General features: G+C 70.6%; 24 protein-coding genes and 2 pseudogenes. 10 read left to right on the top strand and 16 right to left on the bottom strand.

Going from position 1 to position 26,890, the window contains the following annotated elements:
- Positions 1-160 precede the first annotated feature (160 nt).
- Positions 161-1,705 carry a DEAD/DEAH box helicase gene (locus tag CLT74_RS20285; protein WP_486582429.1) on the top strand — a complete coding sequence of 515 codons (1,545 nt, stop codon included), beginning with the start codon at positions 161-163 and terminating at the stop codon, positions 1,703-1,705.
- 75 nt (positions 1,706-1,780) lie between these two features.
- Positions 1,781-2,410 carry a putative glycolipid-binding domain-containing protein gene (locus CLT74_RS20290; RefSeq protein WP_099847938.1) on the top strand — a complete coding sequence of 210 codons (630 nt, stop codon included), beginning with the start codon at positions 1,781-1,783 and terminating at the stop codon, positions 2,408-2,410.
- 16 nt (positions 2,411-2,426) lie between these two features.
- Here the strand turns inward: CLT74_RS20290 and cds1 are convergent, their stop codons facing one another.
- A complete protein-coding gene (gene cds1, locus CLT74_RS20295; RefSeq protein ID WP_099847939.1) occupies positions 2,427-3,518 on the bottom strand; it encodes an L-cysteine desulfhydrase Cds1 in 1,092 nt (363 codons plus the stop codon).
- 38 nt (positions 3,519-3,556) lie between these two features.
- Positions 3,557-4,015, bottom strand: coding sequence for an Lrp/AsnC family transcriptional regulator (locus CLT74_RS20300; RefSeq protein ID WP_099847940.1), 459 nt, complete (start codon positions 4,013-4,015; stop codon positions 3,557-3,559).
- A gap of 268 nt (positions 4,016-4,283) precedes the next feature.
- On the opposite strand from CLT74_RS20300, the gene CLT74_RS20305 reads away from it, so the two are divergent.
- Positions 4,284-4,553: a BldC family transcriptional regulator gene (locus CLT74_RS20305; protein ID WP_099847941.1), complete on the top strand. Its 270-nt coding sequence runs from the start codon at positions 4,284-4,286 to the stop codon at positions 4,551-4,553.
- 27 nt (positions 4,554-4,580) lie between these two features.
- Here CLT74_RS20305 and CLT74_RS20310 read toward each other — a convergent pair whose 3' ends face one another.
- Positions 4,581-5,210, bottom strand: a complete 630-nt coding sequence (locus tag CLT74_RS20310) for a UbiX family flavin prenyltransferase (RefSeq protein WP_099847942.1) — start codon at positions 5,208-5,210, stop codon at positions 4,581-4,583.
- A gap of 180 nt (positions 5,211-5,390) precedes the next feature.
- Here CLT74_RS20310 and CLT74_RS20315 point away from each other — a divergent pair, with 180 nt between their 5' ends.
- Entirely contained in the window at positions 5,391-6,356 is a 966-nt protein-coding gene (locus CLT74_RS20315; RefSeq protein ID WP_486582430.1) for a terpene synthase family protein, read from the top strand.
- Here the strand turns inward: CLT74_RS20315 and mqnP are convergent, their stop codons facing one another.
- Together mqnP and CLT74_RS20325 are read right to left on the bottom strand one after the other, a co-directional pair.
- Positions 6,357-7,331: a menaquinone biosynthesis prenyltransferase MqnP gene (gene mqnP, locus CLT74_RS20320; protein ID WP_099847943.1), complete on the bottom strand. Its 975-nt coding sequence runs from the start codon at positions 7,329-7,331 to the stop codon at positions 6,357-6,359.
- Entirely contained in the window at positions 7,331-8,791 is a 1,461-nt protein-coding gene (locus CLT74_RS20325; protein WP_099847944.1) for a menaquinone biosynthesis decarboxylase, read from the bottom strand. The genes mqnP and CLT74_RS20325 overlap by 1 nt, the downstream gene beginning before the upstream one ends.
- 480 nt (positions 8,792-9,271) lie before the next feature.
- Here CLT74_RS20325 and CLT74_RS20330 point away from each other — a divergent pair, with 480 nt between their 5' ends.
- Positions 9,272-10,159 (top strand): transglutaminase family protein, encoded by an 888-nt coding sequence (locus CLT74_RS20330; protein WP_099847945.1) that lies wholly within the window; start codon positions 9,272-9,274, stop codon positions 10,157-10,159.
- A 241-nt stretch (positions 10,160-10,400) separates the two neighbouring features.
- On the opposite strand, the gene CLT74_RS20340 is transcribed toward CLT74_RS20330, so the two are convergent.
- Complete coding sequence (locus CLT74_RS20340; RefSeq protein ID WP_099847946.1) at positions 10,401-10,595, bottom strand: DUF397 domain-containing protein; 195 nt, start codon at positions 10,593-10,595, stop codon at positions 10,401-10,403.
- Positions 10,583-11,374, bottom strand: coding sequence for a helix-turn-helix domain-containing protein (locus CLT74_RS20345; RefSeq protein WP_486582431.1), 792 nt, complete (start codon positions 11,372-11,374; stop codon positions 10,583-10,585). Before CLT74_RS20345 ends, CLT74_RS20340 begins: the two co-directional genes overlap by 13 nt.
- Before the next feature lie 234 nt (positions 11,375-11,608).
- Here CLT74_RS20345 and CLT74_RS20350 point away from each other — a divergent pair, with 234 nt between their 5' ends.
- The 3 genes from CLT74_RS20350 to CLT74_RS20360 all read left to right on the top strand — a co-directional run bounded on the left by CLT74_RS20350 (position 11,609) and on the right by CLT74_RS20360 (position 12,721).
- Positions 11,609-11,881, top strand: a complete 273-nt coding sequence (locus tag CLT74_RS20350) for a hypothetical protein (RefSeq protein ID WP_099847947.1) — start codon at positions 11,609-11,611, stop codon at positions 11,879-11,881.
- 41 nt (positions 11,882-11,922) lie between these two features.
- On the top strand, positions 11,923-12,420 hold the full coding sequence (locus CLT74_RS20355; protein WP_099847948.1) for an endonuclease V: 498 nt from the start codon (positions 11,923-11,925) through the stop codon (positions 12,418-12,420).
- An 85-nt stretch (positions 12,421-12,505) separates the two neighbouring features.
- A complete protein-coding gene (locus CLT74_RS20360) occupies positions 12,506-12,721 on the top strand; it encodes a hypothetical protein (RefSeq protein WP_099847949.1) in 216 nt (71 codons plus the stop codon).
- A gap of 269 nt (positions 12,722-12,990) precedes the next feature.
- On the opposite strand, the pseudogene ccsB reads toward CLT74_RS20360, so the two are convergent.
- From ccsB to hemL, 7 genes and pseudogenes are all read right to left on the bottom strand, one after another.
- A pseudogene (ccsB, locus tag CLT74_RS20365) lies at positions 12,991-13,767 on the bottom strand (c-type cytochrome biogenesis protein CcsB); the annotation flags it as partial.
- An 81-nt stretch (positions 13,768-13,848) separates the two neighbouring features.
- A pseudogene (locus CLT74_RS31465) lies at positions 13,849-13,998 on the bottom strand (c-type cytochrome biogenesis protein CcsB); the annotation flags it as partial.
- Complete coding sequence (resB, locus tag CLT74_RS20370) at positions 13,998-15,662, bottom strand: cytochrome c biogenesis protein ResB (protein ID WP_099847951.1); 1,665 nt, start codon at positions 15,660-15,662, stop codon at positions 13,998-14,000. The gene resB and the pseudogene CLT74_RS31465, both read right to left, overlap by 1 nt.
- Positions 15,662-16,534, bottom strand: coding sequence for a cytochrome c biogenesis protein CcdA (locus CLT74_RS20375; protein ID WP_099847952.1), 873 nt, complete (start codon positions 16,532-16,534; stop codon positions 15,662-15,664). The genes resB and CLT74_RS20375 overlap by 1 nt, the downstream gene beginning before the upstream one ends.
- Positions 16,534-17,109 (bottom strand): TlpA disulfide reductase family protein, encoded by a 576-nt coding sequence (locus CLT74_RS20380; RefSeq protein WP_099847953.1) that lies wholly within the window; start codon positions 17,107-17,109, stop codon positions 16,534-16,536. Before CLT74_RS20380 ends, CLT74_RS20375 begins: the two co-directional genes overlap by 1 nt.
- Position 17,110: 1 nt before the next feature.
- Positions 17,111-17,758, bottom strand: coding sequence for a histidine phosphatase family protein (locus CLT74_RS20385; protein ID WP_099847955.1), 648 nt, complete (start codon positions 17,756-17,758; stop codon positions 17,111-17,113).
- Positions 17,759-17,760: 2 nt separating this feature from the next.
- Positions 17,761-19,098 (bottom strand): glutamate-1-semialdehyde 2,1-aminomutase, encoded by a 1,338-nt coding sequence (gene hemL, locus CLT74_RS20390; protein ID WP_099847957.1) that lies wholly within the window; start codon positions 19,096-19,098, stop codon positions 17,761-17,763.
- Positions 19,099-19,238: 140 nt separating this feature from the next.
- Here hemL and CLT74_RS20395 point away from each other — a divergent pair, with 140 nt between their 5' ends.
- Entirely contained in the window at positions 19,239-19,574 is a 336-nt protein-coding gene (locus CLT74_RS20395) for an STAS domain-containing protein (RefSeq protein WP_099847959.1), read from the top strand.
- A gap of 150 nt (positions 19,575-19,724) precedes the next feature.
- Here the strand turns inward: CLT74_RS20395 and CLT74_RS20400 are convergent, their stop codons facing one another.
- A complete protein-coding gene (locus CLT74_RS20400) occupies positions 19,725-20,285 on the bottom strand; it encodes a response regulator (protein ID WP_099847961.1) in 561 nt (186 codons plus the stop codon).
- Positions 20,282-24,652, bottom strand: a complete 4,371-nt coding sequence (locus CLT74_RS20405; RefSeq protein WP_099852466.1) for a HAMP domain-containing protein — start codon at positions 24,650-24,652, stop codon at positions 20,282-20,284. Before CLT74_RS20405 ends, CLT74_RS20400 begins: the two co-directional genes overlap by 4 nt.
- Positions 24,653-24,806: 154 nt before the next feature.
- Between CLT74_RS20405 and CLT74_RS20410 the strand changes: the two genes are divergently transcribed.
- Entirely contained in the window at positions 24,807-26,876 is a 2,070-nt protein-coding gene (locus tag CLT74_RS20410; protein WP_099847963.1) for a SpoIIE family protein phosphatase, read from the top strand.
- Positions 26,877-26,890: the final 14 nt, after the last annotated feature.

Raw genomic sequence — 26,890 nt, forward strand, 5'->3', positions numbered from 1 at the left:
CCGACTCCGGCGCGGACGGGCACGCCGCGTTCGCCGTACACTGGTCGGTGATCACTGACCTGGCGCGTGACCACGCGCCCATGGGCGTTCTTGCGGAAGATCCGGCGGCCACGGCCGCAGCGGGACATCGCGAAGATGCGCCCCGCTCGAAAGGCATTTCTTGACCACCTCCGCTGACCTCGGCATGCCCCCGCTCTCCGCCGACCTCTCCGCCGCGCCGCAGCCGGCCGGCACGACCACCCCCGACGTCCCTGTCACCTTCGACTCGCTCGGGCTTCCCCGGCCACTTGTCCGGGTGCTCGACCGGCAGGGCATCACCACCCCGTTCGAGATCCAACAGGCCACCGTGCCGGACGCGCTCGCCGGACGCGACGTGCTGGGCCGTGGGCAGACCGGCTCCGGTAAGACCCTCGCGTTCGGGTTGCCGCTGCTGACCCGGGTCGCCGCCGCCGGCCGGGCCCGGCCCCGGCACCCACGCGCGCTGGTCCTGGTGCCCACCCGGGAACTGGCCATGCAGGTCAACGACGCGCTCCTGCCGCTCGGCAAGGCCGTTGGTGTGTTCCTCAAGACGGCAGTCGGCGGAGTTCCGTACGACCGGCAGATCGATGCCCTACGGCGCGGTGTCGAGGTGGTGGTGGCCACCCCGGGTCGGCTCGCCGACCTGATCGACAGGGGTGTCTGCCAGCTCGACGATGTCGAGGTCACAGTGCTCGACGAGGCTGACCAGATGGCCGACATGGGCTTCCTGCCGGAGGTCACCGAGCTGCTGGCGAAGACGCCTGCGAACGCGCAGCGACTGCTCTTCTCAGCCACTCTGGACGGTGACGTCGACGCGCTGGTGCGGCGGTTCATGACCGACCCGGTCACCCACTCGACCGCTCCGGCGACCGCGGCGGTGTCCACAATGGATCACCACCTGCTGCTCATCCCGCCGCAGGAGAAGTTCCCGGTGACCGCCTCGATCGCCGCCCGTGCCGGCCGGACCATCGTGTTCGCCCGTACCCAGTTGGGCGTGGACCGGCTGGTCACGCAGCTCGCCGCCGTCGGCGTACGCGCCGGAGGGCTGCACGGGGGCAAGACCCAGCGGATGCGCACCCGCACCCTCGCGGAGTTCCGCGAAGGACGGACGAACGTCCTGGTCGCCACGGACGTCGCGGCGCGGGGCATCCACGTCGACGGGGTCTCGCTGGTGCTGCACGTCGACCCGCCGAAGGACCCGAAGGACTACCTGCACCGCGCCGGACGTACCGCCCGGGCCGGTGAGGCAGGCGCGGTGGCCACTCTGGTGCTGCCGAAGCAGCGCCGCACCACCCTGGCGATGTTGGAGAAGGCCGGCGTGGAGCCGGCCCAGTCCCGGGTACGTGTCGGTGACCCGGTGCTGGCTGAGCTGACCGGCGCGCGGGAGCCGAGCGGGGTCCCGGTGCGTGAAGAGCCGGAAGAGCCCCGACGCGGCAGCCGGCCGGGCGGCCCGCGCCGCTTCGGTGACCGGCCCACCGGCGAACGCCGCTACGCCGACCACGGTCAGCGGGGTGAGCGCCGCTTCACGGAGCAGGCACCGGGCGACCGCCGTTACCACGACCACCCGCGCGGCGAGCGCCGCTTCGGCAGCGAGCGGGGCGGCCGGTCGGAAGGTTGGGGCAGCAACGACAGGCCACGCGACGATCGGCGTGGAACGGGCGGCCGTACCCGGGCCCACAGTTACTGACCGACGCGCCGCTCGCGCTGCTGGTCTTCGGCGCATACGCTGCCCGGCTCAGCCGGGTGGCGTAACGTCCGGCTCATGCCGACCACGCCGAAGTCGTTGCTGTGGACCCGTACGGACACCGCCGGTGCCGAGCACGCCGTGGTCGACGACGGCCACGGCCTGACCGCACAGGGCACGCAGGTGGCCGTGGACCCGGTTCCCTACACGTGTCGCTACCAGGTGACCACCGACTCCGACTGGTCGAGTGTCCGCCTGGAGGTGGAGGTCGAGGGAGCCGGGTGGCGGCGCAGCGTACGACTCGAACGGGCGACGCAGCGGTGGCGGGTGACCGCCGCCGAGCAGGGTGACCTCGACGCGGTCCTGACCGCCGCCGGGCACGCCCCGGCCGGGCTGCCCGGCGTGGAGGACCAGGACCGACTGGCCGACGCCCTGGACGTGGATCTGGGCGGCTCGCCGCTGTTCAACACACTGCCGCTGCGCCGGCTCGGCCTGCGCACCGCACCCCCCGACACCGCGCACCGGATCAGCGTGGCCTGGGTGCTGCTGCCCAGCCTGACGGTGCTGCCCACCGAGCAGGTCTACACCGGGCTGGGTCCGAACCGGTTCCGGTACGCCAGCGGCGGCTTCAGCGCCGAGGTCGAGGTGGACGCCGACGGCTACGTCCTGCGTTACCCGGGGCTGGCCGAGCGCGCGGCCCCCCGCTGACGGTCCGACCGCGCGCTCAGCTCGGCCAGGAACCCTCGGTGAGGAAGCGTTCGATGGTGGTCAGGTGCGGCGCCAGGTCGAGGCCCTGCCCGGCCACCCACTCGTCGGCGTAGTAGGTGTCGGCGTACCTGTCGCCCGCGTCGCAGATCAGGGTGACCACCGAGCCCGTCCGGCCGGCGGCGAGCAGTTCGGCGATCAGCCCGAAGGCGCCCCACAGGTTGGTGCCGGTCGACCCGCCCACCCGCCGGCCCAGCACCGCCGTGGCGGCCCGCATGGCCGCCAGCGAGGCCGCGTCGGGCACCTGCACCATCCGGTCCACCACCGAGGGCAGGAACGACGCCTCGACGGTCGGACGCCCGATTCCCTCGATCCGGGAGCCCCGGCCGGTGCGTACCGACCAGTCGGCCGCCTGCCAGGCGGGGTAGAACGCGGAATTCTCCGGGTCGACCACGCAGAGTTTGGTGGGCAGTCGCCGGTAGCGGGCGTACCTGCCGATGGTGGCGCTGGTGCCGCCGGTACCCGCGCCGACCACGACCCAGGCCGGTATCGGATGCCGCTCCAGGGCGAGCTGCGCGTAGATCGACTCGGCGATGTTGTTGTTGCCGCGCCAGTCGGTGGCCCGCTCCGCGTAGGTGAACTGGTCCATGTAGTGCCCACCGGAGTCCTCGGCGAGCCAGCGCGCCTCGATGACCACCTTCGCCGGGTCCTGGACGAGGTGACACCGGCCGCCCTGGAACTCGATCTGGGCGATCTTCTCCGGCGAGGTGGAGGCCGGCATCACCGCGATGAAGGGCAACCCCAGCATCCGGGCGAAGTACGCCTCGGAGACCGCCGTGGAGCCGGACGACGCCTCGATGATCGTGGTAGCCGGCCCGATCCAGCCGTTGCAGAGCCCGTACAGGAACAACGAGCGGGCCAGTCGGTGCTTCAGCGACCCGGTCGGGTGGACCGACTCGTCCTTGAGATAGAGGTCGATCCCCCATCGCCGGGGCAGCGGGAACGGCAGCAGGTGGGTGTCGGCGGACCGGTTCGCGTCCGCTTCGACAGCCGCGATCGCCTCGGTCACCCACCGCCGGCTGGCCTCGTCGCACCGGTCGAGATGAGTCACGCCGGGAAACCTAGCAAGCCGACAGCCGGCGCTCGGGCTCAGGCCGTCGGCGGGGCTACCGACTGCGGCCGGTTCTCCCACTTGGTCGACAGCGCGATGCCGGTACGGGTGGAGGCGACCCCTGGTGTCCGGTTCAGCCGTACGATCAGCTGCTCCAGCTCTGCGATGGTGCCCACCCGGGCCTTGAGCAGGAAGGACTCGACGCCGGCCATGAAGTAGCAGGACTCGATCTCGGGAATGGTCCGGAACGCCTCCAGCACGTCGTCGGTGTCCGCCCCGGAGTCTTCCACGATGCCGATCAACGCTGTCACACCCAACCCGATGGTCTCCGGCTCGACCTCCGCGCGGTACGCCCGGATGACGCCCCCGGACTCCAGCTTGCCGACCCGTTCGTGCACTGCCGGAGCGGAAAGGCCGACCTGGCGGGCCAACTCGGCGTACGACAGGCGGGCGTTGCCGCGGAGCAGGTCCACGAGGTTGAGGTCGATGGCGTCCACGGACTGTGACAGTAGTCGGCAGGGCGTGACACCCGGACTCCGGTATCCGTTTGACCTGGCAGCGGGTGACAGTTCGCATACCCGGGGTTCGGAGGGCGCGACGCCGGTACCATTTACTAACTTCCCACTCAGTGCGTTTTTCGCGTTTGGCGGACACGCCAGGTCGCTGGTGCTGTAATTGCCATACGTCCCTCATGACGGCTCTGGGCTCGCACCGGCCGGGGGCAGTGTGTTCAGCCGGGGGCTTCGTCGACGCGAGGAGGGGGCTGTGGACACTGGAGATCGCCTGCTGACACCGGGTGAAGTCGCTGCACTGTTTCGGGTGGACCCGAAGACCGTGACGCGATGGGCGGCGGCGGGCCGGATCGGTAGCATCCGGACTCCAGGAGGGCATCGCCGGTTTCGGGAATCCGAGGTGCGGGCCCTGCTTGAAGGGGAGGGCATGCTGGACGAGGCGGACGAGATGGGTAGACCGCGTAATGCGGGCCCGACCGCTTCGACCGGCCCTGCGGGACCGGCAAATGCCGGCATGTACTGAAGTGCGGGTCGGGACGCGGGCCGGCCGTCAGGTCCGGTCCGCGTTCAACTTTCCGGCCCACCGCTTGAACAGGGTGTGCGGCACGTCGAGGGCGTCGAGCACCTTGCCCGCCACGAAGTCCACGAGTTGGGCGGCGGACGCGGCGGCGCCCGCGCCGTAGAAGCCGGGGCTCGCCGGCAGCACCACCGCTCCGGCGTCGTGCAGCGCGATCAGGTGTTCCAGGTGGCTGCGGGTCACCGGGGTCTCGCGGGGCACCATTACCACCCGCCGACGTTCCTTCAGGTTCACCTCGGCGGCCCGCTGCAACAGGTCCTTGGACAGGCCGATCGCGATACCGGCGCAGGCCGCCGTGCTGGCGGGCACCACCACCATCCCGCGTACCGGATAGGAGCCGCTGCTCGGCCCGGCGGCGAGGTCACCGGCGGGCCAGTGGTGCAGGTCGGCTGCGGCGACGTCCCGCCCGAGCCAGGTGGTCAGATCCTCGGCCCAGTGGGCGTCCCGGAACGGCCGTCCGGTCTCGTCGAGGATTGTCAGCCGGGCCGCGCGGGAGACGATCAGGTCCACCGCCTGTCCGGCGTCGAGCAACCCGCGTACGACTGCCGCCGCGTACGGCGTGCCGGAAGCACCTGACACCCCGACCACCCATGGTTCACGCATCCCCTCAGGGTGCCTGGTCACCGTCGACCCCGGTCGGGCACCCCGGAAAGCGTGTCCGAGGTGCCCATGATCGCCGCAGGCTGAGCCGTTACGCCCACCGATGCCCGGTGGGCCAGCGGAGGCCACCGGGAGCTGGCATGCTGCCCGGGACGACAGCACAGTGGGGCCGACCGGAAGGATGTGGGAATCATTCCCGGCCACCTCCATGGCATTCTGGCGTCCCTGCGTGCCGCCTGCCCCATCCCGTCGCAGCTCTCCCCGTACGCCGACGATGTTCAGGAACGGCTGGTGGCGGAGCTGCCGTTGGACGCGCCGACGCGCGAGCGGCTGGGGCGGGCCGGTTTCGCCAGGTACGCGGGCCGGCTCTACCCCGACGCCACCGAGGCCGACCTGCGCACCCTGACCGCGCTGTTCACCTGGTTCTTCCTGGTCGACGACGCCTGCGACGGGCCCGACCGGACCGGCCTGGACGAGATCCGGGCACTGCGCGACGCGGCTGTCACGCTGCTGCGCGGCGGGGTCCGGCTGCGGCATCCGGGGCTGGCCGGTCCGCTACGCCGGCTGCTGGTCAGCGCCTGGCGCGAACCGCACCGGCGGATGCCGGCCCGCTGGCGGCTGCGCTTCGCCGACGCGGTAGCCCATCACCTCGACGGCACCTGGCAGGAGGCGGTCAACAAGGCGACCGGGCACGTGCCCGGCGTCGAGGAGTACGTCGAGCTGCGCCGGGCCACCTCGGCGGCGTACGTGTCGTATCCGCTCGTGGAGTTCGTCAGCGGCCGGCCGCTGCCCGATGCGGTCTATCACCACCCACGGCTGGGCCAGCTCCGCGACATCGGCAACGACCTGCTCTCCTGGTACAACGACATCGCCTCGCTGGACCGGGACGCGGCCAGCTCCGGCGGGCACAACCTGGTGCTGGCGCTGGCCACCGCGCATCACGTGCCGGTACCCACCGCCGTGGATCTGGCCGCCCAGCGTTGGCACGAGTCGATGCGCCGGTTCGTCAGCCTGCGGGCGACCGTGCCCTCGTTCGGTCCGGCGCTGGATCCGGCGGTCACCGCCCACCTCGACGGGGTGGCCCGGGCCGTTCGCGGCACCATCGACTGGACCATGGAGAGCGCCCGCTACGCCGTGTCGGGCAGGTGATCAGGCCCGCAGGCCGAGCCGGACGACCAGGTCGAGCAGGGCGAAGGCGAACAATGCGATGCCGACGAAGCCGTTGGCGGTGAAGAACGCCCGGTTGACCCGGCTCAGGTCGGTAGGCGTGACCACCAGGTGCTGGTAGCCGAAGGCGACAGCGGTGAGGGCCAGCCCGATCCACCAGAGCCAGCCGAAGCCGACAAGCACCCCGAACCAGCCGAACAGCGCGAAGGTCACCACGTGCGCCACGGTGGAGGCGTGCAGCGCGAAGCGCACCCCGTACCGGGCCGGCACGCTGTGCACGCCGATCTCCCGGTCCACCTCGGCGTCCTGGCAGGCGTAGATCAGGTCGAAGCCGCCGATCCACAATCCGACGGCCGCGCCGAGCAGCCAGGCCGGCCCGGAGCCGGCGAAGGTGCCGGTGACCGCGAGCCAGGCGCCGATCGGGCCGACCATCTGCGCGACAGCCAGGATGGCGTGCGGCCAGTTGGTGAACCGCTTGCCGTACGGGTAGACCACCAGCGGCACCACGGCCAGCGGCGCGAGCACCAGGCAGAGCGGATTGAGCAGGGCGGCGGCGGCCAGGAAGACCACCAGGGCGACGCCCGCGCCGGTCCAGGCCGTCCGCAGGCTCACCGCCCCGGTCACCAGCTCCCGGTTGGCGGTACGCGGATTCCGCGCGTCGATCCGGCGGTCCAAAATCCGGTTCGCCGCCATCGCGAACGTCCGCGCCCCCACCATCGCCACAGTGATCAGCAGCAGGTCCACCCACCGCACCCGCCCCCCGTCCACCGCCATCGCCACAAGCGCCGACAGATAAGCGAACGGCAACGCGAACACCGAGTGCTCAATCGCCACGAGCCGCAGAAACGCCCCCACCCGCCCCCGCGATCTTGCACTTTCCGTCGGGGCGGAACTGGGCGAAGCGGACGAATCGGCGACCGAAAGTGCAAGATCGCGGGCGGAGTCGTCGGTCGCCATCAGATGCCGTATTCCTTCCAGCGCTTGTCGACGAGGGAGACGACCTCGGGGGCCATCGTCATCTCCTCGGGCCAGCCGCGGTGGTAGCCCTCCTCGGGGAGCTTGCGGGTGGCGTCGATGCCGGCCTTGCCGCCCCAGAACTGCTGGTACGACGAGTGATCCAGGTGGTCCACCGGGCCCTCGGTGAGCAGCAGGTCCCGGGCGTAGTCGACGTTGCCGAACGCGCGGAAGGCGACCTCGCGGTAGTCGTGCACGTCGCAGTCCTCGTCCACGATCACTATCAGCTTGGTCAGCGACATCATGTGCGCGCCCCAGATCGCGTTCATCACCTTCTGGGCGTGCTTCGGGTAGCGCTTGCGGATCGACACGATCGCGCAGTTGTGGAAGACGCCCGCGGCCGGCAGGTCGTAGTCGACGATGTCCGGAATCAGGAAGCGCAGCAGCGGCGCGAAGATCCGCTCGGTGGCCTTGCCGAGGCCGTGGTCCTCCTGCGGCGGCTTCGAGGTGACGATCGAGTGGTAGACCGGGTCGCGCTGCATGGTCATCGCCTCGACGTGCAGCACCGGGAACGGCTCGACCGGGGTGTAGAAGCCGGTGTGGTCGCCGAACGGCCCTTCCGGCAGCCGTTCACCCGGCTCCAGGTAGCCCTCCAACACCACCTGAGCGTGCGCCGGCACCTGCAACGGCACGGTCAGGCAGTCGACCATCTCCACCCGTTCGCCGCGCAGGAAGCCGGCAAACAGGTATTCGTCGATGTCGGCGGGGAGCGGCGCGCTCGACGCGTAGCTGACCACCGGGTCGCAGCCGATGGCGATGGCGACCGGCAGCCGCTGGCCGAGCCGCTCGGCGACGGCGTGGTGCGCCGTGGAGTTCTTGTGGATCTGCCAGTGCATGCCGAGGGTGTTGTGGCTGTGCTGCTGGAGCCGGTAGAGGCCCAGGTTCCGCTTGCCGGTCTCCGGGTGCTTGGTGTGGGTCAGCCCGAAGTTGTGGAAGATCCCACCGTCACCCGGCCAGACCTGGAGCCCGGGCAGCCGGTTGAGGTCGACGTCGTCACCCCGGTAGACCACCTGCTGGCAGGGGGCGGTCTTGACCTTCTTCGGCGGCATCGACTTGAGCTGCATGACCTTGCCGAGGCCGCCCATCATGCCGGAGAAGCCGACCGGCAGTTCCGGCTTGAGCATCTCGCCGATCCGGTTGCCGATTTCGTCGAGCGACTCGACGCCGAGCGCCATCGCGGTGCGCTTCTCGGTGCCGAAGAGGTTGATGGCCAGCGGCATCTCACCGCGGGTGGGCTGCTCGAACAGCAGCGCCGGCCCGTCGGCCCGCACCGTCCGGGTGACGATCTCGCTGATCTCCAGCGTCGGGTCGACCGGGACGCTGACGCGTCGCAGTTCGCCCTCGCGCTCCAGCGCCGCGAGAAAATCCTTCAAATCGGTGTACGGGAAGCCACGAGCCGCCATGCCCGCAAGTCTGTCCTACGCCCGCCGGTCCTGCCCACGCCGGGTGGCCGTACGCCCTGTGGCGCGCCCCACCACCACCGCCACCGCCCGACGACGACCTGCCCTCGTGCTCCGGCCGTGGTACGGCACGGCGCGGTTCGATGCTGGGCCCGGGGTATGGGGGTCCGGCCCTGTCGAGGTGAGAGCGGGTACGGATCGTCACGGGACACCGCGATCGGGCGAATCCTGCGATGCTTGCGCCAACGGGCCGCGATCCGGCGGTGTGCCAAGCCAGCACGCCTACCGCCAGCACGCCTCGGGGTGCCCATCCGATGGGGCACAGCCTCCACCGGTCCCCGGCCGGCATGGGTACCCGCACGACCAGGTGGCCTCGCCGGCACCCTGCAACGCGCCGGCCCGGGCGACGGTATCGACCGGCGACCGGGCCCAGCTCAGCGGCGCTCGCGGCCCGTCCGCCGCCGACCTCCCGAGGAGTGACAGATGGACCAGGACCGCACGAACCTCTCCCGGTACGCGCGGCCGGGCCGGCTGACCTCCGCCGGCTCGTGGGCCCCGCTGCTCGAAGCGGTGCCGTCGGACCCGGCGGGGATCGCCCGGACGATCCAGGGGCTGCTGATCCACGAGCACATCGCTGGGGTGTACGGGGTCACGCTTACCGACGACGAGCGGCAGACCGTCCACCTCCGGCCCGCCGACGAAATTCTCGGCCGCATCGCCGACACTCCTGACGCCCAGCCGCTGACCGTCCCTCGTACCCCCGATCAGCGGGTGGCCGGCAACTGTCGGCACTACTCCCTGCTGCTGGTCACGGCGCTGCGGGCCCGGGGCGTACCGGCCCGCGCCCGCTGCGGCTTCGGCGACTACTTCGTCGACGGCAGGTACGAGGACCACTGGGTCGCGGAGTACTGGCATCCCGGGCAACTGCGCTGGGTCATGGTCGACGCCCAGCTCGACGAGCGCCAGCGTGAGCTGTTCGGCATCGACTTCGACACCACTGACGTGCCCCGGGACCGGTTCCTGGTCGCCGGTGAGGCGTGGGCCCGCTGCCGCGCAGGTGCGGCCGACCCGGACACCTTCGGGTTGAGCGTGGTCAACGAGGGTGGCTGGTGGTGGATCGCCAGCAACCTGATGCGTGACGCCGCCGCGCTGCACGGGGTGGAGCTGCTGCCGTGGGACGCCTGGGGCGCGATGCCCGTCCCCTTCGAGAAGATCGACGATGAGCGGGCAGCGCTCTTCGACGAGCTGGCCCGACTCACCCGCGAGCCCGACGAGCACGCCGACGAGCTGCGCCTGCTGTACGCGGACGACAGGCTGAACGTCCCCGCTATGGTCCGCAACCAAGTGCGCGACCGCGACGAACCGGTGTGACGACCGGTCCCGCCCCGGTCAGGCGGCCGGCTGCCACGCGTACCCGGCCAGGGGCGGGTCGATCGGCGCCCGGGTGAGCCGGTTGGCGAACGTGGAGATGGTGTACGTGGCGACGCCGAGGACCACGTCCAGGGCTTGCCGGGGCTGGTGGCCGGCGGCCAGGAAGGCGGACAGCTCCTCGTCGACGACCTGCGCAGCGTCACCCCCGCCAACTGGTTCCGGCTCGACATCCCCGGCTGGTTCACCGGCTGACCGGGAGTACCTCCAGGAACGCCCGCCAGGCCGTCGGACCGAAGGTCAGCACCGCGCCGTCGCGGTCCTTGCTGTCCCGGACCGCGACCAGGCCGGGCAGATTGTCGGCCACCTCTACGCAGTCTCCGCCGTTGGTGCTGCTCCGGGTGCTTGTGCGCCACCGGGCGCCGGTCAGCTCCGCCATGACTCCGCCACCTCCGTCACCAATTCGATCGACTGTCGGGGCGGCAGCGCCTCACCCTGGATCGCCTCCCAGGAGGCCCGGATCGCCAGCACGTCCTCGGTGTGGTCGATCACCTGGCCCTTGAGCTGATCGTCCAGATAGGCCACATCCTCCCCACCGGGAAGGGTAGCCAGCACGAAGGCCCCGGCGACACCCGGATACGCGCCGACCGAGGCGGGCACCACGTGCAGCCGTACCCGGGAATGCTCGGTGGCCAGCTTGACCAGCCGCCGCAGTTGCTCGCGCATCACCACCGGCCCGCCGACCGGCCGGCGCAGCACGTGCTCGTCGAGCACCGTGACGAGCTGCGGCGGTCGCTCGCCGGTGAGCACCGCCTGCCGGGCCAGCCGGGCCTCCACCCGCCGCTCCACCTCCGCCTCGTCGTAGAGCCCGACGCTGCGAAACAGCGCGCGGGCGTACGCCGAGGTCTGGAGCAGACCCGGCACCACCGTGTTCTGAAACGACCGCAGCACCGTGGCCTGCCGCTCGTTCGCCTCCCACTCCCGCATCCACTGCGGCGCACCGAACCGGGCCAGCATCCGGACGAACGCGCCGCCGGTGTCGAGCGCCGCGTCCGCCCGCTCCCAGAAGTCGGGCGGCGGCTTACGCGCCTCGGTCTCCACCATGGCCACCGTCGACGGCGAATAGTTGATCGCCCGGGCCAGGTCCTCCTGCGTCACCTTGCGCGCCGCCCGCATGTGCCGCAGCTCCTCGATGAGCACTCGCGACCGCTCGTCCACCCACACCACTCCTCACCAGCCCGACAGGCGTTTCTCACCGCCCTCACCGGGGGACAGACCAGGCACACAGGGCGACGGGATGCCTTCCGAGCGTAGTCGGCGGCGCACCAGACTGTCCCCATCGGAACCGCCCGGATCCGAACCGAAAGGACGGGCGCAACCGACGCGGGGCCGTCCGGCACGTCGGCGACGGACGGCCCCGCCTCCAGCCGACCGGCAGACAGGAGTACGCAGATGACGTCGCAGATCCACGTCGCGCTCCGGCCCCTCTGGCTGTGCCGGGCCTGCGCCGCACCGTGGCCCTGCGCCAGCGCCCGGCTCACCCTGCTCGCCGAGTACCGGGACAGTCACGTGGCCCTGTCGATCTACCTCGCCGGCCTGCTGTACGACGCGGTCGAGGATCTGTACCGCCTCAACCCCCACGACGCGCCGAAGCCCGCCGCGCTGCACGACCGTTTCCTCGGCTGGGCCGCCCCCCGTACCCACCGCCCACACCCCACCGACTGACCGCCGCCGCTGTCCCGCGACTGGTCGTACGCTCGCACCTCATGACGATCGCCCCTGGGGACCGGCCGCACTCCGACGACGACCCGGCGGTGGTCGAGGAGCTGGGCGGGGCGGCCACCTCCCCGGAATCCGTGGCCGAGGCGGAGCGGATCCAGCAGGAGCTGCGGCAACGCCTCGACCTGAATGACTGTCTCGACGTCCCGCCGAGGCTCGTCGCCGGCGTGGACGTGTCGTACCACAAGGACTCGCCGCGGATCGTCGCCGCCGCCGTGGTCATCGACCTGGCCACCGGCGCCGAAGTGGAGTCGGCGGTGGTACCCGGCAAGGTGAGCTTCCCGTACGTGCCAGGGTTGCTGGCCTTCCGGGAGGTGCCGATCCTGCTGGCCGCGCTGGGCCGGCTCGGCCATCGTCCCGAGGTGGTGGTCTGCGACGGGTACGGAGTCGCCCATCCCCGGCGGTTCGGGCTCGCCTGCCACCTGGGCGTGCTGACCAACGCCACTACATCGAGCAATTCTTGGACATTTTCCGTTAGCGAATAACGGAAAATGTCCAAGATCTCGACGCACCTGGGGGAAATCTCACCAACCGTGGACCCGGCCGCCGGCGCGACGACAGCATTTACGTATGTCGGATGCGTACGTCGTCGGCCAGCCGGACGGGCTGTCGCCGCTACAGGTCGAGCTGCGTGATGCCATCGCCCGTGAGTTGCACGCACAGCTCGCACTGCGGTCTGAGCGCATCGAGCTGTCCGATGTACCGGAGGTCGCCTACCAGGTCACCCTGCGAGTGAGCGAAACGCTGCGGCGGGACCGGCCGCTGTCGGCCCGGCAACGGAGCTGATGTCGACACCTTCCGGCGGTATGGCGGTCATGGGTGCGCTGGTCACCGCCGCACAAGCGGCAATGCGACCATTCCGGGTCGCGCGTCAGTCGGCGGTGTAGAGACGATAGAGCGCCGAGTCCCGCAGATCCGGATCCTCAGCGAGGAGATACCGCGCCTCGCGGAAGAGTGGCCGGGCGGGATTCAACACGGCGCGCACCAACCAGTTATCGAAGTCGTCAGGCAAGTTCGAGCCCGGCCCGCCCTCGCAGCGGCGCGGAGCCGGCCAGTCAGAGGCCGCCGTAGGAGTGCAGGCCCTCGAAGAAGATGTTCACGCCGAAGAGGTTCATCAGCACGGTCAGGAAACCGAGGATGGCCAGCCAGGCGACCACGTTGCGCTTCACGCTCGGTGTGGCGCGGGCGTGCAGGTAGCCGGCGTAGATCACCCAGGAGATGAACGCCCAGGTCTCCTTCGGGTCCCAGCCCCACGGGCGGCCCCAGGCCGCCTCGGCCCAGATCGCCCCGGCGATCACCGCGAAGGTGAAGATCGGGAACGAGAAGGCGTGCAGCACGAAGGTGAGCCGTTCCAGCCCGGCTGCCGCCGGCAACCGCTTCGCCAGGGTGTACGGGAAGCTGCGCCTGCCCTCCTCGTACCCGGCCCGCATCAGGTAGGCCGCCGCCGGCACCACGCCCAGCAGGAACAGACCCGACGCGAAGACGATCGTCGACACGTGCACGATGAACCAGTACGAGTTGAGCGCCGGCACCAGCGGCACGATCGGGGTGTAGAGCACCAGCTCGGCGGTGGCCACCAGCAGCACCATCACCAGGGTCAGGAACAGCCCGAGGCGGCGCAGGTAGGGCCACTTGACAAGCACCGCCAGCCACGCGGCGACCCCGATGAACGAGACCGTGAGCACGAACTCGTACATGTTGCCCCACGGCATCCGCTCGGCGGCGAGGCCACGGGTGACCAGGGCGGCCAGGTGCAGCGCGGCGGCCACGAAGGTCAACCCGACGGCAATCCGGCCGCCCAGCTCCGCCCGCCGCACGGTGCGCTCGGCCCGATTCGGCGTCGCCGTGCTCACCACCACGCCATCGCTCGTGCGACCAGCCGCCAAGGTGTCACCGGCCGCCACCGAGGCTGCGCCGACCGAAGCACCCACCAGCTCGCGGGACGGAGCCGTGACCGCCCGGGCGCGCGAGTTGCCGAGGGCGTACTCCACGGCGTGGCTGATCATCGCCAGCAGGTACGCCAGCGTGGCGATCGACACCAGCTGGTCGGAGAGTGCGGACATCACTCGGCTCCTTCCCGGGCCCGGGCCGACGCGCCCGGGTCGGTGCCGGCGTCGCCGGATCGTCCACCGATCGCGGCGACCAGTTGGGCGAACTCGGCGGCGAACCCGGGATGCTCGGTACGCGGCAGACCAGCCACCTCGACCAAACTACTACCGCCTGTCGGAGATCCACCGTCGGGGTCACCCGGACCGGCCCGGAGACCTGGACCCGCCGGCAGCAGCCGGACGAACACCCGTCGACGCCTGACGAACAGCGATCCCATCAGCCCCAGCACCAGCCCGATCGAGCTGACCAGCAGCAGCATCGTGCCCGGGTCGTGTCGCACCGACAGCACGATGTACCGCTCCGTGCCCACGAACTCGACTGTGGTGCCGTCGTCCAGCGTCCAGCTCTCCCCGATCCGCAGTTGCTTCGCACCGACCTCGGTGAGCCGGCCGTTGCGTACCTGACGCTGATCGAGCTGGTAGACCGACCCGGGAATGCCGGCGTCGAGCCCCAGGTTCCCCCGGTACGCCACCAGGTCGAGCAGCGGATTCTGCTCGGTCGGATGCTCCGAGCGGACGAACGGCGGCTCCTGCGGCGCGGTCGGCAGGTACAGACCGGAGAAGGCCACCTGGAGGTCCGGGTTCCGCTCGCCGGTCTCCGGGTCGACGTTGGCGTCCGGGAAGGCGGCCAGCCCCTCACCGGTCAACCCGATGTCGCCGGTGGTGAGGAACGGCACGGTGCTGGTCTGGGTGCCGCCGAACCTGTCGGTGTACCTGATCACCGGGGCGTAGCCGTGCCCGAGCAGGTAGACGTTCGCCCCGTCGAGGCGCAACGGCGCGTTGACCGAGAACTCGGCCTGGCGCGGAGCGCCGCCGTCCTCGTCGACTGTCACCTTGGCGTTGAACGAGGACGCCTGACCGTTCGGCAGGAACCGCGCGTCGAACTCGTCCAACTGCATGCAGAACCGGGGCAGGTCGTCACCGACGCGTGGGCCGAGCCGCGCCTCGGCGTACTGCTGGCGGGTGTTGCAGAAGACCTGGTCCGCACCGGCGACGAGCAGCCGGTTGCCGTGCCAGCCGTACCAGGAGCCGAGCGCGACGCCGACAAGCAGCAGCACCATCGAGGTGTGGAAGATCAGGTTGCCGGTCTCCTTGAGGTAGCCCTTCTCGGCGGAGATCTCGTCGCCGCGTACCGCCACCCGCCACCGCCGTCGCCGCAGCGTCTCGGCCACCGCCGCCGCGCCGCCCTCGGGCGCGGGCACCACCGCGTGCTGCGGCAACCGCTCCAAGCGTTTCGGTACGGCCGGCGGGCGGGCCCGCAGCGCCCGGACGTGGTCGCGCAGCCGGGGCGTGATGCACCCGATCAGCGAGGTGAACAGCAGCAGGTAGATCGCCGAGAACCAGACCGAGCTGAACGCCTCGAACGCGCCGATCCGGTCCAGCACCGGGGCCAGGTCCGGGTTCGCGGTGTAGAAGTCGCGGACGTCCTCCGGGTTGACCCCGCGCTGCGGCAGCACCGAACCCGGGATCGCGGCGATCGCGAGCAGGAAGAGCAGCACCAGCGCGGTACGCATGCTGGTGAGCTGCCGCCACGAGTTGCGCAGCAGGGCGAGCAGCGGATTGCTGCGGCGCCGGGGTGCCTCGGCCGGGCTGGCCGGCCGGTCGTCCACGGCGGTCATCAGATGCCCACCTCGAAGTTGCCCACCCCGACCGTGGTCTGCAACCAGATCACCACGTTGGTCCAGCCGCCGGTGACAAGCGCCAACCCGATCAGGATCAGCAGCGCCCCGCCGATCCGGGTGACCCAACGGCTGTGCCGACGTACCGTCCGGAACACCCCGAGCAGCCGGTTGAAGCCCAACCCGAAGACGACGAACGGGAGACCCAGCCCGAGGCAGTACGCCACCGCCAGCACCACAGCCCGGTCCGTCTGGCCACTTGTGGTGGCCATGCCGAGCACCGCGGCCAGCGTCGGCCCGGTGCACGGCACCCAGCTCAGCGCGAACACCGCACCGAGCACCGGCGCGCCGAGCAGACCGGCGGCGGGCAGCCGGTTGATCCGGAACTCACGCTGGAACCCGGGCAGCGCACCGAGGTAGCCCAGGCCGAGCAGGACGATGAGACCGCCGACGATGATCTCCAGCGTCCGCTCGTGGTCGAAGAAGACCCGACCGACCCCGCTGAACAGGACCGCGGTGGCGGTGAACACCACCGTGAAGCCGGCGATGAACAGCAGCGTCCCGGCCAGCACCCGGCCCTTCACCGCCGGGGCGACCCGGGTGTCCGGCCGCACTGCCGTACCGACACCGCCGCCATCGGATGTCTCGCCGCCGCCGGATGTCTGGCCGCCTGCCGGGGTCTCGCCGGCAGTGGGCGATTCGCTGCGGCCCTCCAGGTCCGCGCCCGCCAGCCCGGTGACGTACGACAGGTAGCCGGGCATCAGCGGCAGCACGCACGGCGACAGGAAGCTGACCAGCCCGGCCAGGGCCGCCGCGCCCAACGCCAGCAGTAACGGGCCGGACTCGGCGAGCTGGCCGAAGGTCCCGCCCATCAGCGGTTACCGGCCGGCGCGGGTGCCTCGGCGGCGATCCGCTCGACGATTGGTTGCAGCCCCTCCTGCCGCACCGCCGCCCGGATCACCGTGGCGATCCGGCCCTCGCGGTCCAACACCACAGTGGCCGGGATGGTGTTCGGCGGGATGTCCATGTCGAGGGCGAGCCGGCTGCCCGGGTCGAAGATGCTCGGGTAGCTGACCCGGCCCTCCTCGAAGGCGATCGCCTTGTCCCGGCTGTCCTGCACGTTGATGCCGAGGAAGGTCACCCCGGCGTCCTTCGTCGCCTGGTAGGTGTTCTCCAGATCGTCGGCCTCGGCCCGGCACGGCGCGCACCAGGAGCCCCAGAAGTTGACCACCACGACCTGGCCCCGCTGGCCGGCCACGTCGTAGGACCCACCGGCCAGCAGCTCACCGGCGATCTTCGGGGCGGCGGAGCGCTGCTCCGGGGCGCACTCGACGATGCCACCGGCGCTGTCACAGGCGGACTCCCGACCGTCGGCGGTGCAGCCGGTCAGGACCACCGCGGCGGTCGCGGTGGCGAGCAGACCGGCGGCCAGCCTCCCGGCACCCATCTCAGGCTCCCTTGGCCGTCCGCGCGGTCGGCGACATCGCCACCAGGTGTGCGGCAGGTTCGGAGTAGCCGATGCCGACGATCCTGGCACCGTCGAAGTGGAAGGTGGTGAGCGAGGCAAGCGCGCACTGCCGGCGACGCGGGTCGTGCCACAGCCGCTTGCGCTCCACGTACCGGCGCAGCGTCCAGATCGGCAGCTGGTGCGAGACCAGTACCGCCTCCCGGCCCTCGGCGGCGATCCGGGCGGCGTGCAGCGCGGCGAACATCCGTTCGGCGATGGTCCGGTAAGCCTCACCCCAGGACGGGGTGACCGGATCGCGCAGCACCCACCAGTTACGCGGGTCGCGGAAAGAGCCGTCGCCGGGCGAGACCTTCTTGCCCTCGAACCAGTTGGCGCTCTCGATCAGCCGCTCGTCCACCCCGACGGGCAGCCGGAACTGGGCGGCGATCGGCTCGGCGGTCTGCTGGGCGCGTTCCAGCGGACTGGCCGCCACGTGCACGACCTCACGTTCGGCGAGCCCCTGCGCGGCGGCCTTGGCCATCTGGACGCCCAGTTCACTGAGGCGGAACCCGGGCAGTCGGCCGTACAGGATGCCGTCCGGGTTGTACACCTCACCGTGCCGAAGCACGTGGACCACCGTCTTGCCCATTGCTACCCCCGTGACCCTGCCGCTGCCGCCGCGTTGGCCGCTGCCGGCAGCGCACCGGCGACCTGTTCCAGGGCGGCGTCGTCGATCGCCGTCGAGACGAACCAGGACTCGAACGCGCTCGGCGGCAGGTAGACCCCGGCGGCGAGCATCGCGTGGAAGAACGCCTTGAACGCCGGCACCTGCTGGGTGCGGGCGCTGTCGTAGTCGACCACGTCAGCGTCGGTGAAGAAGATCGAGAACATGTTGCCCGCGTACGACAGCCGGTGCGGGACCCCGGCGGCGGCCAGCGCGTCGGTGGCGAGCCTGCCCACCGTGGCGGCGGTCTCGTCCAGCCGGCGGTACAGCGCGTCATCCGCGAGCCGCAGCGTGGTCAACCCGGCCGCGCAGGCGAGCGGATTCCCGCTGAGGGTGCCAGCCTGGTAGACGGGGCCGGCGGGGGCCAGTCGCGACATGATCTCCGCCCGCCCGCCGAACGCCGCGGCGGGCAGCCCACCACCCATGACCTTGCCGTACGTCCACAGGTCCGCCTCGACCGGATCGAGGCCGTGCCAGCCGGCGCGGGACACCCGGAACCCGGTCATCACCTCGTCGACGATGAGCAGCGCGCCGTGCGCGTGCGCGATCCGGGCCAGCTGTGCGTTGAACCCGTCCCGGGGGGCGACCACACCCATGTTGCCCGGCGCGGCCTCGGTGATCACTGCGGCGATGTGCTGGCCCTCGGCGGCGAAGGCCGCCTCGACGGCCGACACGTCGTTGTACGGCAGCACGATGGTCTCGCTTGCCGCCGCGCCGGTGACCCCCGGCGAATCGGGCAGGCCGAGCGTGGCCACCCCGGAACCGGCGGCGGCCAGCAGCGCGTCCACGTGGCCGTGGTAGCACCCGGCGAACTTGATGATCTTCGAACGGCCGGTGTAGCCACGGGCCAGGCGGATCGCCGACATGGTCGCCTCGGTGCCCGAGTTGACCAGTCGGACCTGCTCGACAGGGGTACGCGCGACGATCTCGTCGGCCAGTTCGACCTCGCCCGGAGTGGGCGTACCGAAGCTGGTGCCGTGTGCGGCGGCGGCCTGCACGGCCGCCACCACCTCGGGGTGGGCGTGGCCGAGGATCAGCGGGCCCCAGGAGCAGACCAGGTCGACATAACGGCGACCGTCCGCGTCGTGGAGCCAGGGCCCCTCACCTCGGACCATGAAGCGTGGCGTGCCGCCGACCGCCCGGAAGGCACGCACAGGGGAGTTCACCCCGCCCGGCACGATGGCGCAGGCGCGGTCGAACAGGGCCGCTGAGGCCGGCGCGTCGACCGGGTATCGGTCGGATCCGGCGGTAAACACCTCGGTCACGATGCGGCCATTGTGTCAGCGCCCGACGGCGGATCGGCAGGCACCCCGTGTCGGAGGTAACCGGGCTCACCCCCGGCACGCTGCACGGGGACGACACGCCTCGACAGGCCGGGCGACGGAGATCGCGATAGGCTGACCCGGTGGATCGTGCCGAACTGTCCATCACCGTACACCGCACGGGCGACGAAGCAGTGCTGCGCCTTGCCGGTGAGATCGACATGCAAACGGCCGCCCAGCTGTCGACAGTCGTCAATGAGGTTCTGGCCGAGCCGCCGCCCCGGATCGTCCTCGATCTCGGTGGCGTGACGTTCTGCGACTCGCAGGGGCTGGGCACTCTGGTCGTCCTCAGCCGCAAGGCCAGCCACGCACAGAGCCTGCTCATCCTGACGAACGTCGGCGAATTCCTGCTACGCGTCCTCGACATCACCGGCCTACGCAGCGCCCTGATGATCCGCAACGACGCCACCGCCACCTGACCCCACTCCACACCCCCGCCACGATCCCCCGCCGCCGGCCGTCCGCCGCCGCGATCTTGCACTTTCGGTCGCCTAAACGCCCCGAACTGCACCTTTTGTCGGGACAAAAACTGCAAGATCGCGGGGGCGGGGCGGGGGTGTGGGGGTGGGCTAGTCGGGGGTGGTGCCCCAGCGGGCCTGTTCGAGGAGGGCTACGGCGCGGGCGTGGGCCTCCGGGTCGTCGACGTTGCGGAGCAGGGTGGTGGCCTCGTCCACCGCGTCGGTGAGCAGCCGCCACTGGGCGTCGCGCTCACGCACCGTCTCCGACTGTGCCGCCAACTGGCGGGTCTTGGTCCACAGCTCGACGAAGACGGAGACCTTGGCCCGCAGCACCCACGGGTCGAAGGGCTTGGTGAGGTAGTCCACCGCGCCGGCCGCGTAGCCACGTAGGGCCAGTTGCGCGTCCCGGTCGGCAGCGGTCAGGAAGATGATCGGGACGTGCCGGGTACGCTCCCGCCGCTTGATGTGGCTGGCCGTCTCAAAACCGTCCATGTCCGGCATCTGGGCGTCCAGCAGGATCACCGCGAAGTCGTCCACGAGCAACTGCTTCAGGGCCGCCTCGCCGCTCTCCACGGCTACCGACTGGACCGGTAGCCCCTGGAGGATCGCCTCCAGGGCCATCAGGTTCTCCCGGCGATCATCGACCAGCAGCGCCTTCGCCACCTGCGTCACGAGCCCTCCTCGGTACGGCTGCCGCTGATCCAGGTACCCATCAGCTCGATCAGGTGGTCCAGGTCGACAGGCTTGGTGATGTAGTCGCTGGCACCGGCCGCGATCGCCGACTCCCGGTCGCCCGGCATCGCCTTCGCGGTCAGGAACACGATCGGCAGGTCCGCGAACCGGTGGTTGCGCCTGATCTGCCGGGTTGTCTCGTATCCGTCCTGATCGGGCATCATGGCATCCATCAGGACGATATCGACCTCCGGGTGTTCAGCCAACAGGCGGACGCCGTCAGCGCCGTTGTCGGCGTACAGCACTGTCATGCCGTGCAGTTCGAGCGCACTGGTCAACGCGAAGACGTTCCGCACGTCGTCGTCGACGATCAACACGGTGGCACCGTCCAACTGACGGGTCTTCGGTACCTCGGGCGTCTCGGGCAGCAACTCCATCGGCGGCATCAGCAGCGACGACGGCAGGCCGGCCCGCTGCGGCGACGGCGACGCGGGCGCCACCACGGCGTCCGGCGCCAGCACGTCGGGCAGGTAGAGCGTGAACGTCGAACCCTGACCGGGCGCCGAGGCGACGGTGATCGTCCCGCCGATCAGCCGGGCCAGATCGCGGCTGATCGACAGACCCAACCCGGTACCGCCGTAACGGCGGCTGGTTGTCCCGTCCGCCTGCTGGAACGCCTCGAAGATCAGCGACAGCTTGTCGTCGGAGATGCCGATGCCGGTGTCGATCACCGTGAAGGCGATCACCTGCCGGGCGTTTGTGAGCGCCGGCACGTCGAACACCGCGTGCTCCGGCGCCCGGGAGATGCGCAGGGTCACCGCGCCGTTGTCGGTGAACTTGACCGCGTTGGACAGCAGGTTGCGCAGGATCTGCTGGAGCCGCTGCGCGTCGGTCACCACGGCCGGCGGCAGGTCCTTGCCGATGCGTACCTGGAAGTCCAGGCCCTTGTCCTCGGCCTGCGGGGAGAACGCCTGCTCGACGTAGTTGCAGATCTCGGTGAACCGAACCTCGGTCGGCTCGACGTCCATCCGCCCGGCCTCAATCTTGGACAGGTCCAGGATGTCGTCGATCAGGCGCAACAGGTCCGACCCCGAGCCGTGGATCGTACGGGCGAACTCGATCTGCTTCGGGGTGAGGTTCTGCTCCGAGTTCTCCATCAGCAGCCGGGCCAGCAGGAGCAGCGAGTTCAGCGGCGTACGCAGCTCGTGGCTCATGTTCGCCAGGAACTCCGACTTGTACGCCGAGGCCCGGGTGAGCTGCTGGGCCTTGTCCTCCAGGCCGAGCCGGGCCAGTTCGATCTCCCGGTTCTGGGTCTCGATGTTGGCCTTCTGCTCCGACAGCAGCTTGGCCTTGTCCTCCAACTCGGCGTTTGTCCGCTGCAACTCCGCCGACTGCTCCTGCAACTCGTGCGCCAGCCGCTGCGACTGGGCGAGCAGCTCCTCCGTACGCCGGTTCGCCTGGATGGTGTTGACCGCGATGCCGATCGTGGAGACCAGCCGCTCCAGGAACGACAGGTGCAGCTCGGAGAAGGGCGTCACGGTGGCGAACTCGATCACGCCGAGCAGCTCGCCCTCGAAGAGGACCGGCAGGACCACCAGGTCCGCCGGTGGCGTGTCGGCCAACCCGGAACGCAGGGTGATCCGGCCGTCCGGTACGGCACCGACCCGGATGGTGCGCCGGGACAGCGCGGCCTGGCCGACCAGCCCCTCCCCCGGCCCGAAGGTCACGTCGTGCCCCCGGGACACGTAGCCGTACGAGGCGGTCAGGCGCAGCCGCATCACCCCCTCGGAGTTGTCCGCCAGGAAGAAGGCACCCAGTTGCGCGTCGACCAACGGCGTAACCTCCTGCATGATCATCCGGCAGACCTCGCCGAGATCACGCTGGCCCTGGAGCAGGCCACCGATGCGGGCCAGGTTGGAGTCGAGCCACCCCTGCTCGGCGTTCTTGTGGGTCGTCTCCCGCAGGGTGACGATCATCTGGTTGATGTTGTCCTTCAGCTCGGCGACCTCGCCCTGCGCCTTCACCGCGATCCGCTGGGTGAGGTCGCCCCGGGTCACCGAGGTGGAGACCCGGGCGATCGCCCGGAGCTGGGTGGTGAGCGTCGAGGCGAGCTGGTTGACGTTCTCGGTGAGATCCCGCCAGGTGCCGGAGACCCCCTTGACCTGTGCCTGACCGCCCAGCTTGCCCTCGGTACCCACCTCGCGGGCCACCCGGGTCACCTCGTCGGCGAACGACGACAACTGGTCCACCATCGTGTTGACGGTGTTCTTCAGTTCCAGGATCTCGCCCTGCGCGTCGACAGTGATCTTCTGCGACAGGTCACCGTTGGCCACCGCCGTGGTGACCGAGGCGATGTTGCGGACCTGACTGGTCAGGTTCGACGCCATCGAGTTCACGTTGTCGGTCAGATCCCGCCAGGTGCCGGCGACGCCGCGTACCTGGGCCTGACCGCCCAGCTTGCCCTCCGTACCCACCTCACGGGCGACCCGGGTCACCTCGTCGGCGAACGACGACAGCTGATCCACCATCGTGTTCACAGTCGACTTCAGCTCCAGGATCTCGCCCCGGGCATCCACCGTGATCTTCTGGCTCAGGTCGCCCTTGGCCACCGCCGTGGAGACCTGGGCGATGTTCCGAACCTGGGCGGTCAGGTTCGACGCCATCGAGTTCACGTTGTCGGTCAGATCCCGCCACGTACCGCTGACGCCCTTGACCTGAGCCTGGCCACCGAGGTTGCCCTCGGTGCCCACCTCACGGGCGACCCGGGTCACCTCGTCGGCGAACGACGACAGCTGATCCACCATCGTGTTCACCGTCGACTTCAGCTCCAGGATCTCGCCCCGGGCATCCACCGTGATCTTCTGCGACAGGTCACCCCGGGCCACGGCGGTGGTGACCGAGGCGATGTTGCGGACCTGACTGGTCAGGTTCGACGCCATCGAGTTCACGTTGTCGGTCAGGTCCCGCCAGGTGCCGGAGACCCCCTTGACCTGCGCCTGACCACCCAGCTTGCCCTCGGTACCCACCTCACGGGCCACCCGGGTCACCTCGTCGGCGAACGACGACAACTGGTCCACCATCGTGTTGACGGTGTTCTTCAGCTCCAGGATCTCGCCCCGGGCGTCCACCGTGATCTTCTGGCTCAGGTCGCCCTTGGCCACGGCTGTGGAGACCTGGGAGATGTTGCGGACCTGGCTGGTCAGGTTGCCGGCGAGCTGGTTGACGTTCTCGGTGAGGTCGCGCCAGGTGCCGGAGACGCCGCGTACCTGAGCCTGACCACCCAGCTTGCCCTCGGTACCCACCTCCCGGGCCACCCGGGTCACCTCGTCGGCGAACGACGACAACTGGTCCACCATCGTGTTGACGGTGTCCTTGAGTTCCAGGATCTCGCCCTGCGCGGCCACGGTGATCTTCTGTGACAGGTCACCCCGGGCGACAGCTGTGGAGACCTGGGCGATGTTCCGCACCTGGGCGGTCAGGTTCGACGCCATCGAGTTGACGCTGTCGGTCAGGTCCTTCCAGGTGCCCGCCACGCCCGGCACCTCAGCCTGGCCGCCCAGTTTGCCCTCGGTACCCACCTCACGGGCCACCCGCGTCACCTGCTCGGCGAAGAGTCGCAGCGTGTCGGTGAGCGAGTTCATCGTGTCGGCCAGCTCGGCGACCTCGCCGCGAGCGCTGACGGTGATCTTCTGCGACAGGTCGCCCTTGGCCACCGCTGTCGCCACCTGGGAGATCGACCGGACCTGGCCGGTCAGGTTCGACGCCATGGTGTTCACCGAGTCGGTGAGGTCCTTCCAGGTGCCGGCGACGCCACGGACGTCGGCCTGGCCACCCAGCTTGCCCTCGGTGCCCACCTCCCGGGCCACCCGGGTCACCTCGTTGGAGAAGGACGAGAGCTGGTCGACCATGGTGTTGACCGTGCGGCCGATACGCAGGTACTCACCGCGCAGCGGGCGGCCGTCGATCTCCAGCGCCATGTGCTGGGTGAGGTCACCGTCGGCGACCGCCACGATGACCCGGGCGATCTCGGTGGTGGGTCGGCCCAGGTCGTCGATGAGCGAGTTGACCGCACGCTGGCCCTCCGCCCACGAGCCGTCCAGGCCCTCCTCGTCCAGGCGCTCGGTCAGCCGGCCGTCGCGGCCGACGACCCGACTGATCCGGCGCAGATCCAGATGCTGCCGCTCCTGGAGCGACACCACGTCGTTGAAGGCGTCCGCCACCTCACCGGCTGCGCCCGAGCGCCGGGGCAACCGCACCTTGAGGTCGCCGCCACGCACCCGCCGCAGCGCCTCCGCCAGCTCGGTGAGGACCGCCTCGTGGTCGGCGGCGGAGGTGTCCGCGGTCACCGACTGTTTCGCCGTGGTCATCATTCCTCGCTCACCTCGGGGTCCACCGGCTCCCGCCGGCCACCCCATCATTGTCCCCGTGACCTCGAAAACGCCACGGCACGGCACCGTCCAACGGCAAAGAACCGGTGGTGATCGGCTTGGCACTTCAGGGGTGTCGGTGGAGGATACGAGGGTGTCAGCGGAGGCGGGGCCCGCGGCGAAGACGGGCCCAGACGAGCACGTGCGGCGCGTCCGGCTTCCCGCCGACCGCCGTACGCCGGCCGCCGCGCGCGCGGTCGTCCGGTCCGTGCTCGCGGAGGCGAACCTGGACGAACTGCTCAACGAGGCACTTCTGTTGACCACGGAGCTGTCCACGAACGCCGTCGAGCACGCCCGCACCGAACTCGACATCGAGGTCACCGCCGACCAGGCGGGGCTCACCGTGACGGTCTCCGACTTCGCCGCCGGCCCGGTCGACGAGCTGACGGTCGGCGTACGCAACCTGGCGACCGAAATCAACGAGGTCGCTGAACGGGGGCGCGGGCTGCTGCTCGTCGACCACTTCGCCAGCCGGTGGGGCACCACCTACCTGCGTACCGGCAAGGGTGTGTGGTTCCGGTTGGACCGCGACCGCAAGGGTGCGGGGTCGGGGATGCCTGCGCCACCGGCGAGCGCCGGCCCGCCGGACAACTCCGGCCAGGCCGCCGTGCCGAGCGCCGGCGCGATGAACGCGCTGATGCAGACCACCCCCGACCCGTACGCCGAGGATCCCCTGCCGGACTTCGCCGCCGGCCTGCTGACCCAGGTGGCGGAGATGGTCGGCGCCGCCGGTGGGGTGGTCCGACTGGACCGCGGCGACGGACAGGGCGCGCAGATCCTCGCCCGGTACGGCCGCCAGCCCCGGACCGGCAACGACCTGCTCCGGGTGCCGTTGGCCGTGCACCGCCCGTACGCCGGGGAACTGGAACTGGACGCCGCGCCCACCGCGTACGCCCAGCCGCTGGCGTTGCTGACCGCCGAGCGGCTCTCCCTGCACCTGGAGAACGACAGGCTACGCCGCGCGGACGTACGCCGGCAGGCGTGGCTGACCTTCCTCGCCGAGGCCAGTGAGCTGCTCGCGCAGTCGCTGGACGTGGAACTGACAATGGCACTCATCCCGCAACTGGTGGTGCCCCGGCTCGGTCAGTGGTGTGCGGTGCACACCACCGACGAGTGGGGTCGGCTCCGGTTGGCGGCGGCCAGCCACGCTGACGAGTCGATGATCCCGCAACTGCACGCCACGCTCCGCGAGACCGGCCCCGACTCCATCCCGGCCCGGCTGCGCGAGGCCAGCCGCAACGGCACCCGGACCCCGCTCGGCGCGCCGATGGAGGGCTTCGCCGTACCACTTATCGCACGTGGGCAGCGCCTTGGCACGCTTGCCGTCGGACGGCACCAACGGCACCGGCAGGACCCGGACGAGATCGCGGTGCTGGAGGACGTGGCCCGGCGTTCCGCTCTCGCCATCGAGAACGCCCGCATCCACGCCGAACGCCGCCGGGTGGCGCAGACCCTGCAACAGTCGTTGCTGCCGCCGGTCCTGCCGGTGGTGGAGGGCATCGGCTTCGCCGCCGAGTACGTGCCGACAGGTGGGGACGTCGACGTCGGCGGCGACTTCTACGACGTGGTGCCGCTGCCGGACGGGCGTTGGCTTGTGGTGATCGGTGACGTCTCCGGCAAGGGGGTGCAGGCGGCGGCGGTCACCGGGCTGGTGCGGGACGTGATCCGGGTGCTGGCCGGCGACGGCAAACCGCTGCCCGAGGTGCTGGCCCGACTCAACGAGACGCTCGTCGAGCGGGGCGCCGGCCGCTACTGCACGCTGGCGCTGGCCGCGGTAGGGCCGGGTGAGGGCGACCGGCTCGACGTCGGGCTGCACCTGGCCGGGCATGACCGGCCGGTGCTGGTGCGGTCCAGCGGCGGCCCGGCCGCCTTCGTCGGCGCCGGCGGAACCGCACTCGGGTTGCTCGACACGATCGCCTCGCCCACCGCGCAACTCGCCCTCAACCCGGGCGACTGCCTGGTCTTCTACACCGACGGGGTGACCGAGCGTCGCCGGGGCCGGGAGCTGTTCGGCACCGGACGGCTGCGGGACGCCGCCACCCCGCTGGCCGGCTACTCAGCGGACGTGGTGGCGGCACGCCTGCGCGCCACCACGATCAACTTCTCGGTCGAAGAACCCCGCGACGACATCGCCATCCTCGTCCTCCGCAACGACGCCACCTAACCCCTCCCCACGCC

Source organism: Verrucosispora sp. CNZ293 (genome assembly GCF_002754655.1).